At 72.2% G+C, this 16,652-nt stretch carries 8 protein-coding genes; 4 read left to right on the top strand and 4 right to left on the bottom strand.

Features of this window, described 5'->3' with window-relative positions; genetic code table 11:
* Positions 1-228 precede the first annotated feature (228 nt).
* Positions 229-7,476, top strand: coding sequence for an amino acid adenylation domain-containing protein (locus ACO0M4_RS08605; protein ID WP_430369153.1), 7,248 nt, complete (start codon positions 229-231; stop codon positions 7,474-7,476).
* A gap of 28 nt (positions 7,477-7,504) precedes the next feature.
* Here the strand turns inward: ACO0M4_RS08605 and ACO0M4_RS08600 are convergent, their stop codons facing one another.
* Positions 7,505-8,698, bottom strand: coding sequence for an RNA-guided endonuclease InsQ/TnpB family protein (locus ACO0M4_RS08600; RefSeq protein ID WP_430369152.1), 1,194 nt, complete (start codon positions 8,696-8,698; stop codon positions 7,505-7,507).
* A 155-nt stretch (positions 8,699-8,853) separates the two neighbouring features.
* On the opposite strand from ACO0M4_RS08600, the gene ACO0M4_RS08595 reads away from it, so the two are divergent.
* The 3 genes from ACO0M4_RS08595 (at position 8,854) to ACO0M4_RS08585 (ending at position 12,797) form a co-directional block, all read left to right on the top strand.
* A complete protein-coding gene (locus tag ACO0M4_RS08595) occupies positions 8,854-10,203 on the top strand; it encodes a condensation domain-containing protein (RefSeq protein ID WP_430369151.1) in 1,350 nt (449 codons plus the stop codon).
* Between the two features lie 133 nt (positions 10,204-10,336).
* Positions 10,337-11,557, top strand: a complete 1,221-nt coding sequence (locus ACO0M4_RS08590) for an MFS transporter (RefSeq protein ID WP_430369150.1) — start codon at positions 10,337-10,339, stop codon at positions 11,555-11,557.
* Positions 11,558-11,807: 250 nt separating this feature from the next.
* The gene (locus tag ACO0M4_RS08585) at positions 11,808-12,797 is read left to right on the top strand and encodes a LuxR C-terminal-related transcriptional regulator (RefSeq protein WP_430369149.1); all 990 of its coding nucleotides are present in this window, start codon (positions 11,808-11,810) and stop codon (positions 12,795-12,797) included.
* 272 nt (positions 12,798-13,069) lie between these two features.
* Here ACO0M4_RS08585 and ddaH read toward each other — a convergent pair whose 3' ends face one another.
* The 3 genes from ddaH to ACO0M4_RS08570 form a co-directional block, all read right to left on the bottom strand.
* Positions 13,070-13,933, bottom strand: a complete 864-nt coding sequence (ddaH, locus tag ACO0M4_RS08580; RefSeq protein ID WP_430369148.1) for a dimethylargininase — start codon at positions 13,931-13,933, stop codon at positions 13,070-13,072.
* A gap of 122 nt (positions 13,934-14,055) precedes the next feature.
* Entirely contained in the window at positions 14,056-15,354 is a 1,299-nt protein-coding gene (locus ACO0M4_RS08575) for an MFS transporter (protein WP_430369147.1), read from the bottom strand.
* Entirely contained in the window at positions 15,351-16,616 is a 1,266-nt protein-coding gene (locus ACO0M4_RS08570; protein ID WP_430369146.1) for an ATP-grasp domain-containing protein, read from the bottom strand. Before ACO0M4_RS08570 ends, ACO0M4_RS08575 begins: the two co-directional genes overlap by 4 nt.
* Between the last annotated feature and the right edge of the window lie 36 nt (positions 16,617-16,652).

Below are 16,652 nucleotides of genomic sequence, written 5' to 3'. Positions count from 1 at the left end.
GGCCAGCACCTTGGTTTCTTTTCCGGGGCACGAAGGTCCATCCGCACATGGCCTTTGGTAGTGCCCGTCCGGCGCTTGGTGTGGGGGCCGGCGTCAAGTGGTGTGATCTTGTTGACTTGCCCCCTCGGCGCGGACACGCTGAAGCTCCGGAATGGCACACGGTGCGGAAATCCGGATCCCCTCTTCGATGAATGTCTCGCGTTCCGCGGATCGAGGAAAAGTATGCAGATGAAGAGTGAGAACGGGGACGCCACCCGGCCCGTATCCGCCGCGGACGGCGACCGGGTGATGCCCGCTTCTCCGGCACAGCACTACCTCTACCGGCAGCAGGCGACACCGACCGCGGCCACCGGCGGCCTCGCGCACTGCCTCACGCTGCCCAGGACGGCCAAGGCCGCGACACTGCGGGCGGCCGTCGCCGACCTGGTGCGCCGGCACGAGGCCCTGCGGACCCGCTTCGCCGTGCGGGACGACGGCGTGGTGCAGGTCATCGCGGCGTCTGGCGGGTTCGACTGGCAGCTGTGCGAGGCCGCGGACCCGAGCTCGGCGCGCGCACTGCTCGCCGCGGAGGCCGCCAAGCCGTTCGATCTGCACGCCGGCCCCCTGCTGCGGGCCGTTCTGGTCCGCGCGCCCGACACCGACCCCACCCTGCTGCTGGCCGCCCACCGGACGGTCGCGGACGCCCGGTCGATGGCGGTGCTGGCCGACGAACTCGTCCGCGGCTACCGTGCCATGCTCCTGGGCGAGCACGAGCCGCGCGAACCCGCGTCCTCCTACGCGGAGTTCACGGCCCGGCACGAGGCGTGGCTCGACACTCCGGAGGGACACGCCGCGGTGACGTTCTGGCGGGAACAGCTCGCCGACGAAGCGCCGCGTCCGCGATGGCCCTCCGGTGGGCGGGACACCGGCTCCGCAACCCGCCGGCGCAGCCACCGCTTCCCGCTGCCCGCGCCGGCCGTCACCGCCCTGGACGCGCAGTGCCGAGCGGCCGGAACCTCCCTGGCCACCGGCCTGTTGGCGGTCTTCGCCGTGTTGACCAGCCGGTACGGGGGCATCACCGACGTCCGGGTCGCGGTCCCGCACACCGGCCTGGACCCCGCCCCGCTGCCATTCCCCGATCCGGTCGGCCCCCTGGGCGCCACCTTCGTGCTCCGCTGCGACCTGGCCGACGCCCCGTCCTTCGGCGACCTGCTGTCCCGGATCGCCCGAACCACGGAACGGACCGCGGAACGGGCCGCGGAACGGGCCGCGGAACGGGCCGCAGCACACCGGCAGTTGCCGCGGGAAGGCGCGGCACCGCACCTGGCCCCCGCGCACGCCGTCACCCACCACGTGGCCTTCACCGCCCGTGACATCCCGGGGCGGCGCTGGGAGGTGCCCGGGGGCACGGTCGTCGAGACCGCGGCACCGGACACCGGCGCGTTCGCCGGGCCCTGCGACCTCGCCCTCGACGTGGCGCCGACCGACTCGGGCCACGAGGCCGTGCTGTACGCGGCGGAAGGCGTCCTCGACGACGACGCGATGGCCGCCCAACTGGCCCGTCATTACGTGCAGTTGCTCACCGGCGTCAGCCAGGACCCGGACGCCTGTGTGGCCCGGGTGCCGCTCCTGACCGCCGAGGAGCACCGTCGGCTGGCCGCGCCGCCGCGCCCGAACCCGAGGCCGGCACCGGAGGTGGTCTGTCACGAACGGTTCGCCGAACAGGCCCGGCTGCGCCCCGACGCCACCGCCGTGATCTGCGCCGGCCGGACCCTGACCTACCGCGACCTCGACCGCCGGAGCAACCGGCTGGCGCACCACCTCCGCGCCCGGGGCGTGCGCCCGGAAACCCGCGTCGGCCTGTCCACCGCCCGCACCGAACACCTCATCGTGGCGCTCCTGGGCATCCTCAAGGCCGGCGGGGCGTACGTCCCCCTCGACCCGTCCTCGCCACCGGAGCGGCTGCGCCACATCGCCGAGGACGCCGGGATCGCCCTGTTGGTGCGCGACGGTGGCGAGCCCGGCGCACCGCTGGCGTACGACGGGCCGGTGGTCGACCTGACCGCGGACGCCGACGCCCTCGCCGCCTGCCCCGACCACGCCCCGCAGCCGGCGGCGACCGCCGACGACCTCGCCTACGTCATCTACACCTCGGGCTCCACCGGGCGCCCGAAGGGCACCCTGATCCCGCACCGCAACATCCTCCGGCTGTTCGACACCACCCAGCGGTGGTTCGGCTTCACGGACCAGGACGTGTGGACGCTGTTCCACTCGTACGCCTTCGACTTCTCGGTGTGGGAGATCTGGGGGGCGCTGCTGCACGGCGGCACCCTCGTGGTGGTGCCGTACGACGTCAGCCGGTCCCCGGAGGACTTCCTGCGCCTGCTGCGCTCCACCGGCACGACGGTGCTCAACCAAACACCTTCCGCCTTCCACCAGTTGATGAAGGCCGAGGAGGCGGCCGGCGCGGGCGCGGCGGTCGGCCCGCTCGCACTGCGCTGGATCGTCTTCGGCGGCGAGGCGCTGGACCTGCGGACGTTGCGCCCCTGGCTGCTGCGACACGGTGCGCAGCGGCCGCGGCTGGTGAACATGTACGGCATCACCGAGACCACCGTGCACGTGACCTACCGGCCGATCACGCTGGCGGACACCGTGGCGGGACCGCGCAGCGCCATCGGGCGGCCCCTGCCGGACCTCCAGCTGTACGTCCTGGACGGGTACGGCCAGCCCGTGCCGCCGGGTGTACCGGGCGAACTGTTCGTCGGCGGCGCGGGGTTGGCGCGGGGCTACCTGAACCGGCCCGAACTGACCGCGGAACGCTTCCTCCCGCATCCCTTCGGCGACGATCCGGACGCCCGCGTCTACCGCACCGGCGACCTGGTCCGGCTGCGCCCGGACGGGGACCTGGAGTACTGCGGACGGCTCGACGACCAGGTGAAGCTGCGCGGGTTCCGGATCGAGCTGGGCGAGGTCGCGGCGGCCCTGGCCGAGTCGCCGGCGGTCGAGGAGGCGGTGGCCGTCCTCAGGACGGATCCGCAGGGCGTGGAGTACCTCGCCGGGTATGTGCGGACCGCGGACGGGACGCTCGACGAGGCGGCGCTGCGCGAGGCGTTGGCGCGGCGGCTCCCCGACTACATGGTGCCCGCGGCCCTCGTGGCCCTCGACCGCTTCCCGCTCACCGGCAACGGCAAGGTGGACCGCGACCGGCTGCCCGACCCCCGGCCACCGCACACCGCGGCGCAGGCGGCGGACGTCGTCGACGGGCGGGACGACGTGGAGCGCGCACTGGCGCGCGTCTGGGCGGAGGTGCTGGGACTGCCCCGGGTCGGCATCGACGCGAACTACTTCGCTTCGGGTGGCGACTCCATCCGCAGCATCCAGGTCCTGGCCAGGGCCCGGGAAGAGGGCCTGGACTTCACCATCCCCGACCTCATCCGCCATCCGACGATCCGCGCCCTCGCGCCGCTGGTGCGGGTGTCGGCGCAGCCGGCGGCGGCCCGGGCGGACGCGCCCTTCAGCGCCCTGAGCCCGCGCGACCGGGCCCGGGTCCCCGCCGGGGTGCTCGACGCCTATCCCCTCTCCTCCCTCCAGGCCGGGATGGTCTACCACAGCGAACTGACCGGGGGCGGCGGCGAGCAGCTGTACCACAACGTCACGAGCTACCACCTCCGGGCCCCGTACGCGGAGGCGGCCTGGCGCACGGTGATCGGGACCGTGCTGGCCCGGCACGAAGTGCTGCGGACCTCCTTCGACCTGGACACCTTCGACGAGCCGGTGCAGTTGGTGCACGACCGGGTCGAACTGCCGCTGACCTTCGAGGACCTGAGCCACCTGGCGGAGGCGGGCCAGCGGGCGGCGGTGGCGGAACGGTTCGCCGCGGAGCGGCGCCGCCCCTTCGACTGGCGGGTCGCGCCGCTCATCAGGTTCCACGTGCAGCGGCGCTCGGCGGACACCTGCCAGCTGTTCGTGGTGGAGCACCACGCGATCCTGGACGGCTGGAGCGAGCGGTCGCTGACGGCGGAACTGCTCGACCGGTACCGCAGCGAGGTGGGCGGCGCCGCCCACTCCTGGCCGGACGCGGCCCCCGCGTCGCGGTTCCGCACCTTCGTCGCACTGGAACGCGCGGCGCAGGACGACGCCGCGCAGCGGGAGTTCTGGGCCGCCGAACTCGCCGGCGCCGAGACCGCACCGCTCCCCCGCTGGCGGGCCGCCCGGCCCACCGAGGAGATGGTGTGCGCCGAGGCGCCACTGCCCGCCGCGCTCTCCGACGACCTCCGCGACCTGGCCGACGCCCTCGGGGTGCCGCTGCGCATCGTCCTGCTGACCGCGCACCTGCGGGTGCTGGGGCTGCTGGGCGGCAGCGACGACGTCCTGACCGGCGTCGTCTGCAACGGGCGGGCCGAGGAACGCGACGGCGACAAGACGCTCGGGGTGTTCCTGAACACCGTGCCGATGCGCTGCCGTCTGGCCGACGGGACCTGGATGGACCTGATCGGGCGGACCGCGGAGCTGGATCTGCGCGTCCAGGACCACCGGCGCTACCCGGCGGCGGACCTGATGTCCCTCGCCGGCACCGGCCCCGCGTACGAGACGTTCTTCAACTACACGCACTTCCACGTGTCGCAGTCGGTCGGCGCGGCTGACGGGCTGGACGTCCTCGCGGAGGAGTGGGCCGCGCACTCCAACTTCCCCTTCGGGGTGGAGTTCTCGCTGGACGACGCCGCCGACCGACTGGTGATGGCGCTGCGGTACGACGCCGGCCGCTTCGAGGCCGCCCAGATCGAGCTGATCGACGGCTACTACCGGACGGCGCTCCGGGCCATGAGCGAGGCCCCCTCGTCCCGGTACGCCGAGCACCCCCTCCTGTCCGGGACCGAGGAGAAGTGGCTCGCGCAGTGGAACGACACCCGGCGGGAGTTCCCCGAGGACCACGTGCTGCACCACCTCGTCGCGCAGCAGGCCGCCCGCACCCCGCAGGCGCCGGCCGTCCGCTTCGAGGGAGCCACCCTCACGTACCGGGAGCTGGACGAGGCCGCCGGGCGCCTGGCGCACCGGCTCCGGGAACTCGGCGTCACCCGCGGCCGGTTCGTGGCGGTGCTGCTGGAGCGGTCCCCCGAGCTGGTGATCGCTCTGCTGGCCGTCCTGAAGGCGGGCGGCGGCTACGTCCCGCTGTCGCCGGAGGATCCGGACGAGCGGGTGCGCGAGCTGATCGAGGACGCCCGGCCGACCGTCGTACTGACCACCGGGGCCGCCGCGGCCCGGCTGGCCGGTACCGGTGCCGTCGTGGAGTGCGTCGACGGCCATGAGCGGCGGTGGGCGGACCGCCCGGCCACCGGCCCGTCCGACGCCGCGGGCCCGTCCGACCCGGCGTACATGATCTTCACCTCGGGTTCGACCGGGCGGCCCAAGGGCGTCGTGGTGCCGCACCGCGCGATCAGCAACCGGCTGCTGTGGATGCAGGCCGAGTACCAACTGCGCTGCGGTGAACGGGTGGTGCAGAAGACCCCGGCCACCTTCGACGTCTCGGTGTGGGAGTTCTTCTGGCCGCTGATCACCGGCGCCGTGGTGGTCCTCGCCCGGCCGGGCGGCCACCGCGAGCCGCGCTACCTGGCGGAGCTGATCGCCCGGGAGGAGGTGAGCACGGTCCACTTCGTCCCGTCGATGCTGCGCGCCTTCCTCGACACCCTCGACGACCGCGACCTGGCTCGTTGTGCCCCGTTGAGCCGGGTCTTCTGCAGTGGGGAGGCACTCGACAGCGCGCTGCAACGGCACTGCCTGGCGCGCCTGGACGCCGACCTGTTCAACCTCTACGGCCCCACCGAGGCGGCGGTGGACGTCACCTCCTGGCACTGCCGGGACGACGGGCGGGACGCGGTGCCCATCGGCCGCCCGATCGCCAACACCGAGACCCACGTCCTGGACCGGCACCGCCAACCGGTGCCGGTCGGCGTGACCGGCGAGCTGTACCTCGCGGGCGCCTGCCTCGCGGACGGCTACCACGGGCAGCCCGAGCTGACGGCAGAGCGCTTCCCGCGCCTGACGCACCGGGACGGGACCGGCGTCCGGCTCTACCGCACCGGCGACCTGGCCCGGTGGACGCCGGACGGCGTCCTGGAGTACGTCGGCCGCGCCGACCACCAGGTGAAGATCCGCGGGATGCGGGTGGAGCTGGGCGAGATCGAGGAGGTGCTGGTGCGGCACCCGGCGGTGCGCGGGTGCGCGGTCCTGCTGACGTCGGACCGGCTCACCGCGTACCTGGTCGGCGCCGACGCGCCGGACACCGCCGGGTGCGCGGCCTTCCTCAAGCAGCGGCTGCCCGCGCACATGGTCCCGTCCGCCTGGCACTGGATCGACCGGCTGCCCCTCACGCCGAACGGCAAGGTGGACCGCAACGCCCTCGCCCGCCTGGGCGCGGCAGAGCCACCGGCCACGGCCGCCCCGGCCCCGCCCCGGGACGACTGGGAGGTGCGGCTGACGTCGGTGTGGGAGGACGTGCTGGGTGCCCCGGTGCGCGGCGTCCACGACGACTTCTTCGACCTCGGTGGGCATTCCCTGTCCGCGCTGCGGCTGGTGGCGCTGGTCCGCCGGAGGTTCGGCGCCGAGCTGCCGCTGTCGGCCCTGCTCGGCCACGCCACCGTCGCCGAGCAGGCTGCGCTGCTGCGCACCGGCGCGGCGGCGACGGCCACCGGCGGCGCCCTGGTCCCGCTGCGTCCCGGGGGCGGCCGGCGGCCGGTGTTCCTCGTCCACCCGGTGGGTGGCACCGTCTTCGGCTACCGGGAGCTGGCCGCGGCGCTGGCCGAAAGCCACCCCGACCTGCCGGTCTTCGGCTTCGCCGCCCGCGGCTTCGAGCCCGGGCAGCGCCCGCGGGAGACGGTGGCGGAGCTGGCCGACCGGTACCTGGCCGAGCTCCTCCAGGTGCAGCCCGAAGGCCCGTACTGCCTCCTGGGCTGGTCCTTCGGCGGCCTGGTCGCCGTCCAGATGGCCACCGCACTGCGCGACGCCGGCCAGGAGGTGGAACTGCTCGGCGTACTGGACAGCGCCTGCCCGCCCGCTCCCGCACCGACCGCGGCCGACGAGGCGGACGTCCTGCGCCACTTCGCCGAGGACCTCTACCGCTCCGCGAGCCTGACCCGCCCCGCGGAGGACGAGCCGGCACGCCCCCTACGGCTCCGCTCCCTCCTGGACGAGTTGCGCGCCGCACAGGTCCTCCCCGACCTGGAGGAGGACCGGTTCACCCGCGCCTTCGAGGTCTTCCGGGCGCACCTCTCGGCACAGGCCGGCTACCGTCCGCCCGCCTACCCCGGGCGGCTGCTGTACGTGCACAGCGACGACCCGGACGGCGCGGACCGCGCCCGGCGGTGGCAGCGGGCCACGGGTGCGGACCTCCTCGCCCGGCCGGTCCCCGCCGATCACTACGCGATGTTGCGCCCGCCGCACGTGGCCCGTATCGCGCACACCATCAGGCAGTTGCTGGACAACGGTACGGAGGGACGTTGACTCTCCCCCTCGTTAACGAGGGGGATTCTCACGGCTTGCGCCGTGATGCTTTCTGTTTCGTCGCCGACTGCCCGCCCGGAGTTCTCCGTTGAGGTCTTACACCAGCTCCACAGACAGACACCGAAAGTCCTTCGGCCAGAATGTTGCGTGCCGCGTTCACGTCCCGGTCGTGGGTCGTGCCGCAGTCGCACGTCCAGGTGCGGACGTTGAGCGGCATCTTCGATGTGAGGGTGCCGCAGACGGAGCACAGCCTGGAGGAGGGGAAGAAACGGTCGACCGCGATCACCTCGCGGCCGTACCAGGCGGCCTTGTACTCCAGCAGGCTCCGGAACTCCGACCACGCCGCATCGCTGATGGCGCGGGCCAGAGTGTGGTTCTTGACCATGTTGCGCACGGTCAGATCCTCGATCACGATCGTTTGGTTCTCACGAACGAGTCGAGTGGTGAGCTTGTGGAGCCGGTCACGACGGGAGTCCGCGATCCGCGCGTGGATCTTCGCGACCCTTTGCCGGGCCTTGGCCCGGTTGTTCGACCCCTTGTCCTTCTTCGCGAGAGCGCGTTGGGCCTTCACGAGCCGGGCACGGTGCTTACGCTCATGCTTCGGGTTGGTGATCTTCTCGCCGGTCGAGAGGGTCAGCAGACGGTCCAGACCGGCATCGATCCCGACGGCCGCGTCTGTGGCGGGAAGCGGTTTAACGCTGGGGTCGTCACAAAGCATCGAGACGAACCAGCGGCCCGCCGCATCGCGGGACACGGTCACCGTCGAGGGCTTCGCGTCCCGCGGGAGAGGGCGGGACCACACAATCGCCAGCGGCTCGGCCATCTTCGCGAGCGTGAGCTTCCCGTCCCGGAACCGGAACGCGGAGGATGTGTACTCGGCCGAGGCGCGGGCCTTCTTCTTCGACTTGAAACGCGGGTAGCGGGCGCGCTTGGCGAAGAAGTTGGTGAACGCGACTTGCAGGTGCCGAAGGCACTGCTGGAGCGGCACGGAGGAGACCTCGTTGAGGAACGCCAGCTCTTCGGTCTTCTTCCACACGGTCAGCATCGCCGACGTGGTGTTGTAGTTGACCCGCTCCTGACGCAGCGTCCACGCCTCGGTACGCGCCTGGAGCGCCATGTTGTAGACCTTGCGCACGCATCCGAACGTGCGCGACAGCTCCGCTGCCTGCGCATCCGTCGGAGAGAAGCGGTACTTAAACGCCCGCTTCACGCAAGTGGACATAGCTCACACACTAACACGACAACTAGTGGCCTGCTGCGGGCTGTTGGTGGAGAACGACGAATCACCCGACGGCGATTCATCTCCCCTTGCCCTGCTCCGCAGGGGCTCCGCTTCCTCCCCCACGTAAACGTGGGGGTATCCACGAAGGAGACAGGATGACCGGACTGGGAGCGGTACGGCCACTGGCCACCGCGGCACAAGCCCGACTCTGGGCGGCCGAACAGGTGACGGCGGGGACGGGCGAGCTCAACGTGCCGGTGGCGCTGCGGCTGCACGGCCCGCTGGACTCCGACGCCCTCGTGCGGGCCGTACGCGCCCTGGTCACCCGGCACGAGTCCCTGCGCAGCACCTTCGCCCTGGACACCCGCGGCAGACTCCGCTGGACCGCCCACGGGCCGGAGCACGTCCCCGTCCAGGTCGTGGACCTCACCGACCGATCGGACCCGCACGCCGCGGCCCAACGCTTCGTCGAGGACGTCGCCTGGCGCCCCTTCGACCTGGCGTCGGAGGTGCTGCGGACCGCGGTGCTCGCCCTGGCCCCGGACGACCACGTGCTGGTGTGCACTGGTCACCACGTGGTCTTCGACGACTGGTCGGTCGCGGTGTTCTTCCGGGAGCTGGAGGTGCTGTACGCCGCGGCCCTCCGGGGGCTGGACGGCGCCCGGATGCTGCCGCCGTTGACGTTCGGCTACACCGAGCTGAGCTTCGAGGAACAGCGGCAGCGTTCCCGCGGCGCCCTGGACGAGCAGGTGGCCTACTGGGTCGGCCAGTTGGCGGGAGCCGAACCGGTCGCGGTGCCCACGGACCGGCCGCGGCCGGCGGTGCGCACCGCACACGCCGACGAGCACCCGTTCGCCCTGCCCGGCCCGCTGGTGACCCGGCTCACCGAAGTGGGGCGGGCGTGCGGCGCCTCCCCCTTCATGACGCTGCTCGCCGGGTTCCACGCGCTGCTGCGGCGGTGGACCGGGCAGACCGACATCACCGTGGGGACGCTGGTGACCGGCCGTACCACGCCGGAACGGGAGAAGTTGATCACGTGCCTGGTCAACACGCTCGCCATCCGCTCGTCCGCCCCCGCGGGGGTCGCCTTCGCCGACCTGCTCGCCGGGATCCGGCAACGCACCCTGGACGCCTTCGCCCATCAGGAGGCGCCGTACGACCAGGTCGTCGCCGCGCTCCCGGAGCCGGCGCCCGCCGGCCGGCGCCCGCTCGTCCAGGTCACCTTCGAGCTCCAGAACACCACCACCGACGTGGCCGCGCTACGCGGCGGCCGGGGTGAACTGCCCGTCTTCCGGGGCCTGTCGACCGCCGCCCATCCCGTGCCGCGCCTGACCGCGCGCCACGACCTGGAACTGGCGCTCGGCACCGGCGCCGGGGATGCGGAGCTGTCCGGGCGGGTCGTCTATCCGACGGACCTGTTCGACGGGGGCACGATCGCGGCGGTGGTGCGGGACTTCCAGACCCTGCTGGACGAGGTGGCGGCCGATCCGCACCGCGCGGTCTGAACCCGCCGTCGGCCGCTGAGCGACACCGGACCCGGGTCCGAACGGTGCCCGCGCCCCGTCACGTTGGCCCCCGCACTGCCCCGCGCAGCCGCTCTGGCAGGATTCGCCGGTCCGAACTTATGGAGGTGATCCGGTGACTCACGACCAGGATGTGCGTACACCCACAGTGGCGGCCGGCGAACAGACCCCGGCGGCGCGCGGCCGGCCGGCGATGGTGGCCACGGTGGTGTTCCTGCTGTTCACGGTCATGCTCGGGGGTGCTCTGCCCACCCCGCTGTACGGGCTCTACAGTGCCCGCTTAGGGCTCACCCCGGTGCTGGTCACCGTGGTGTTCGCGCTGTACGCGGTGGGCGTGGTGGCCGCGTTGCTGCTCGGCGGGGTGTCCGACCGGATCGGCCGCCGCGCGGTGATCGGGCCGGCCATGCTCATCGCGGCGGTGAGCTGTGCGGTGTTCGCGGTCTTCCCGACGCTGCCGGGGCTGCTGATCGGGCGTCTGCTCAGCGGCATCTCGGTCGGGCTGGCCACCGGGGCGGCCACCGCCTATCTCCGGGAGCTGCACCCGCGGCCGGCCACCGCCGCCCTGCTGTCCACGGTGACGAGCATGCTCGGACTGGCCGGCGGGCCGCTGCTGGGCGGTGTGCTGGCCGAGTTCGCGCCACGCCCGCTGCTCACGCCCTATGTGGTGGTGGCGGCCCTGTTGCTGTCGGGCCTGGTGCTGTTCCGCCTGCCCGAGACGGTCATACGCACCCAGGGGCGGTTCCGTGTGCAGCGGTTGGCGGTGCCGCCGCAGGCACGGCGGGTCTTCACCCCGGTGGCGGTCTCGGTGTTCGCGGGCTTCTCGGTGCTCGGTCTGCTGGCGGGCCTCACCGGCACGTTCCTGGCCGAGGGGCTGCATCGGCACAGCCCGCTGCTGACCGGGCTGGTGGCCGGCTGCGCCTTCGCGGCGGCCGGCCTCGCACAGGTGGTGTCCGCCCGGGCGGAGGCGGTGCGGGCCACCGTGGTGGGCATGCTGATGATCCCGGTGGGCCTGGCGCTGATCATCGCCGCACTGCCCGCCCGTTCCCTCACGCTGTTCCTGGTGGGGGCCGCGCTCGGGGGCGGCGGTGCGGGTGCGGCGTTCCGCTCCGGCCTGACGGCGCTCACCGCCCGGGTGCCCGCGGCCCGTACCGGCGAGGTCGCCTCCAGCTACTTCGTGGCCGCCTATCTGGGGCTCACCCTGCCGGTCATCGGCGTGGCGGTGCTGCTGTCCTGGTTCTCCTTGGTGACCGCCGCGGGCGCATTCGCCGGGGTCGTCACCCTGCTCGCCCTGGCCGGGGTCCGCAGCGCCCTGACACTCCGCCGAAGCGGCGACTGAACTCCCTCTCTTTATGGGGCAGTTGGCAATTCGATTGCGATTCGGCGTCCCGTCATCGTGGGGTGGCGGGACGCCGTACCGCGTCGCGATACCGGACCGCGGAGGACGGGCACAGCTCGGCCAAATCACCCCGATCACCCCCGAACGTGATCGCTTACCCTGACCACTGCCGCACAACGATGTCCGCATCTCGGGTGGAAGCCGCACACGCTGCCGGGCGGCATGTTGTCGCGCTCACGAAAGGGGAACGATGAACGCCACACCGGACGTTGGGCAGAATTCACCCGATGATGAATTCCTGCGGATGGTCTACGGCTCCGTGTGCGGCTCATTCGGTGAAGAAGCCGACGCAGCCGCGATAGCCATCGAACTCGACCTTCCCCTGGCGAAAACAGCTGCCGCACTCACCGAACTCACCGCGTTAGGACTGCTACGGCACAGTCCGGGAGGGGGATTTGTCGCGGTGTCCCCCCATGAGGCGGTGAGTCGTGTCATCGGGCCGCTGGAACACGAGATGCACACCCGGCGGTTACGGATCGAGAAGGCGCGGCGGCGGATGATGTCGTTCGCCTCGGCATTCGACGCCCACGCCCACGGGGGCGGCCGCGGGCAGATCGAGCTGATCGAGAACCTCGCCGAGGTCCGGATGACGATCACCGAACTCTCGGCGCGCGCCAAGCGGGAGATACTGACCGCACAGCCGGGCGGTGGACGCCGTGAGGACGTGCTCACCGAGGCGGCACCCCGCGACTTCGAGACGCTGGGCAGGGGCGTCGAGATGCGCATGCTCTACCAGCACACGGCCCGATCGAGCCTGGGGACGCAGTCGTACGTCGAGCAGGTGTCCCGGCTCGGTGCGCAGGTGCGCACCCTGGACGACCAGTTCATGCGTTTCCTGGTCTTCGACCGGGAATGCGCGCTGTTCGCGGTTCCGCAGAATCAGGATGCCGCGGTGCTCGTCCGGGATCCGCATGTCGTGGCCTTCCTCACCGATGTGTACGAACACATGTGGTTGACCGCCGTACCGTTCTCGGTCGATTCCGAAACACAGCCGGAAATCACCAACGACCTGAAAGAGGCGATAATTCGTCTGCTCACCGCCGGTATGACGGATGCGGCCGTCGCCCGACGGCTGGGTATGTCGGTGCGCACCTGTCGGAGACATGTGGCCGAGGTCATGGCCACGCTCGGCGCCGAAAGCCGTTTTCAGGCCGGATATTTGCTGGCCATGCACGAATAGGACGCACAACGAGCGGTCGTCGGGACGGCGTTGTGGTGCGCGTCCGACCGTCCTTTCCGACGGCTTTCCGGGCCGCCCTTGCGACCGCTCCTCAGCTGAGGTCACGGCAGCCGGCGGCCGGCCCACTTTGCGTTCTCCATGCGGAATTTTGACGGGGCAGAGGGAGAATTTCGGTCACGTTCGAGGGCGAGCGTGGTGAGTGCTGCCCGGTGGCGGGCGGGAGCCCGGGCGACGCCCGATCGAGCGTCGCCCGGGCTCCGGCGCGCGGCCGCCTACCGCTCCGGGCGGAGCTCCAGGGTGCAGCACTTCACGCTGCCGCCGGCCTTGAGCAGTTCGCCCAGTTCGGCGCCGATCGGCTCGAACCCGCGGGCGGCCAGTTGCCGCTTGAGGTTGACCGCGGCGGCCGGCAGCAGGACGTGTCGGCCGTCCGAGAGCGCATTGAGGCCGAAGACCGCGGCGTCCTCGGCGGTGGCGCGGATCGCGTCGGGGAACAGTTCGCGCAGCACCGCCTGGCTGCCCGGGGTGAACGCCTCGGGGTAGTACATGACCTCGTCGTCGGAGAGCACCGCGAGCGCGGTGTCCAGGTGGTAGAACTCGGGGTTCACCAGGGTCAGGCCGATGACCGGCAGACCGAAGAACTCCTGGGCCTCGGCGTGCGAGCGCGGGTCCGTCCGGAATCCGGTGCCGGCCAGCACCTTCCGGCCCACGACGAGGTAGTCGCCCTCCCCCTCGTTGATGTGCTCGGGCCAGTAGACGTCGGCGTAGCCCTGCGCGACGAACCAGGAGAGGTAGGCGGGGCCCTCGGCCGTCCGCTCGGCGTGCCGGAACCGGGCACCGAACACCCGGCCGTCGACGACGGTGGCGCCGTTCGCTGCGAAGACCATGTCGGGCAGGCCGGGAACCGGCTCGATCACCTCGACGGTGTGCCCCAACTCCCGGTACAGATTGCCGAGTTCGGTCCACTGGGCGAGGGCGAGCTCACCGTCGACCGGTTTGGCCGGGTCCATCCACGGGTTGATGGAGTAGGTCACGTCGAAGTGCCGGGGCGGGCACATCAGGAAGCGGCGGGGCGTGGCGACCCGGCGGTCGTGCGTTGCGGTCGGCTTCGCCTGGGTGGCGGCGTCGGTGGGTGACAAGACGTTCTCCCTCGTGGGGTGGGGTGGGGCCGGCGGGGAAGGGTGCTCCGCGGTGCCGGTGCGGGGGCGGCGGAGGGTGCGTCGGTGGACGCGTTCCGCGGTGGCCAAAGGGGTGCGTGGCGTCAGCCGTCGTCCTTCAACGAGGCGACGGATCCCAGCCTGCCCACCCCGAACCAGGCCGGGAGGAGGGCCAGTACGGAGATCGCGCCCAGGACGGCCCAGGCACTGCGCCCCATGCCGGTCCACAGGGCGACGCCCATGACCGGGCCGACGGCGGTGCCGATGCCGAACATGGCGTGCGCCGCACCGACGTACCGTCCGCCCGCCTGGGCGGGGGCGGCCACGGCCGGATAGGCGAACATGGTGGGGCCTTCGATGATCTCCGCCAGCGTCCACAGCAGCGTGCCGGCGAAGAAGACGCCCAGGCCGCCCGGCAGGGCGTACAGCGCCATACCGGAGCCCAGCAGGATGAAGCCGACGGTCAGCACGGTGCGGATGCGCCAGCTCTGGACGACCTTGGTCATCAGCAGTTCGAAGCAGATCACCACCGCTCCGTTGACGGCGACCATCGCCCCGTACCAGAACGTGCTGTAGCCCTCCGCGCGGATCGCCAGCGGCAGGGTGCTCAGGGACTGGATGTAGACCGCCGAGTTGAGCAGCATCGCCAGCAGGTAGGCGACGTAGCGGCGGTCCCGCAGCACCGTGCGGTAAGTGGCCCGGGGAGGTGCGGCGGTGGCGGCTGCGGTGGACGGGGTCTCCGGGTGCGGAGTCGCGGTGCGCGGCAGGGCCACCAGGACCACCACGGCGTAGGCGAGAGCCGCGGCGGCCTCCCCGTAGAACAGCAGGTCGTAGGAGACCGCCACCAGGAGCGTGCCGAGCAGCGGGGCCGCCGTGGTGCCGAGGTTGAGGGCCAGGCGGTACATCGCGGTCACCATCACCTGGCGGTGGCCGGGGGTCAGTGCGGCGATGTAGGCGGCGGCGGCCGGCCGGTACACCTGGCTGATCAGTCCGGCCAGTCCCACGGACCCCAGCAGCACCGGGTACAGCGTGACGTGCAGCACGGCGACCAGCAGCGCCGCGGTCCCGGCCATGCCCAGCACGATGGTCCGGCGGGCCCCGATGCGGTCGCTCAGGGTCCCGCCGATGAGCACGCCGAGCACCGAGCCGAAGCCGTAGACGCCCAGTGCCGTGCCGCCCTGGACGGCGGTGAACCCCCGGTTGGTCATGAACAGTACGAGGAAGACCTGGAGGAAGCCGCCCAGCTTGTTGACCAGGACGCCGAACAGCAGGGCCTTCACCGCGAACGGCGACCCGGCGAAGGTGGCCAGGACCCCGGCGTCCGCCGTGCTGTTCCCGGACTGCTTGGGCGGCTTGGACCGCTTCGGCTGCTTGGGCTGCTTGGCCGCGGTGACGTCGCTCATCGGGCGTCGTCCGGGTGTCGCTCGACGATGCGCAGTGCCGCGGCCGCCGCGTCGAGGGCGGCCTCGCACCGCTCGGCCGTCGGGGCCACCGCAGTGACGTAGGCGACCCGGCCGGTCAGCAGCCCGCGCGGGGGCGGCGAGACGGTGTCGCCGGGGCCGACCAGCACCACGGCCCGGTCTATCTCGGGCGGCAGCGCGGCGGTGTCGAAGTCCACGCTGTCGATGACGGTGTCGTCGTGGTCGGCGTGCAGGAACCGCACGGCCGCCACCAGGTCCCGCGCCACGGTGATCTCCGGCTCCTCGCCGCAAGCCACGGCGGCGGCGATCAGGCCCGGGTCGATGCCGGAGGCCAGGCTGCCGAGGTAGGGGATCAGGTCGCCGCCGAGCCGGGCGTTGACCTCGATGACCTTGGGCTCGGGGGTGAGCTTGAGTTCGGCGTGGGTCCAGCCGTCGGTGAAGCCGAGCGCGGTGTGGGTGTCCTGGAGCACCTCCAGGAACGCCGGGTCCGCCAGGAGCGGGTCGCGGTGCGCGACCACGTGGCCGGTCTCCTCGAAGTAGGGCGGGTAGCCGGTGCGCTTGTGGCCGACGAACAGCGGGCGGACCTTGCCGCCGACGACCACGGAGTCCACGCTCACCTCGGGCCCGTCGAGGAACTCCTCGACCAGGACGCCCTGGTCGTAGTCGGGCATGTGCGGCACGGTGGCCCGGTCCGCGAAGCCGAAGAACTCGGTCATCCGCTCCGGGGTCCGAACCAGGGAGACCCCGTAACTGGCCGCGGCCGCCCGGGGTTTGACCACCACCGGGTAGCCGATCCGGTCCGCCGCGGCCAGTGCCTCCTCGACCGTGCCCACCAGGGCGAAGGCCGGCTGAGGCACTCCGGCGCCGGCCAGTGCGGAACGGCTCTGGTGCTTGTCGCGGCACCGCCAGACGTGGTCGGCGGGGGTGGTCGGCAGACCCAGTTCGGTGGCGACCGCGGCGGCCTGGTGGACCCGGGCCTCGTCCCAGCTCAGCACGCCGTGCACCGGCTCGCGCGCGACGACCTCGGCGACCGCCTCGGAGACCACGGCCAGCTCGGTGGTGGGCACGAGCGTGCTGCCGGCCAGGTAGGGGAGCTCCCAGCTCGGCTCCGCGGTGTTGACGAGGTGGATGCGGTAGCGCGTGCTGATGGCCGCGAGGAGGTACTCCCGGTACTTGTGCGGGCCGGTCGAGATGAGCACCAGCAGGGGGCGGTCGTCGGCGGCGCGCGGTCGAGGTCGCTGCATCAGGTCTCCAGAAGAGGGGTTGGTGCGGTGGTGCGG

Source organism: Streptomyces sp. RGM 3693, from assembly GCF_050471125.1.
GTDB lineage: Bacteria > Actinomycetota > Actinomycetes > Streptomycetales > Streptomycetaceae > Streptomyces.
This window is presented reverse-complemented; position numbering and strand designations above follow the sequence as displayed.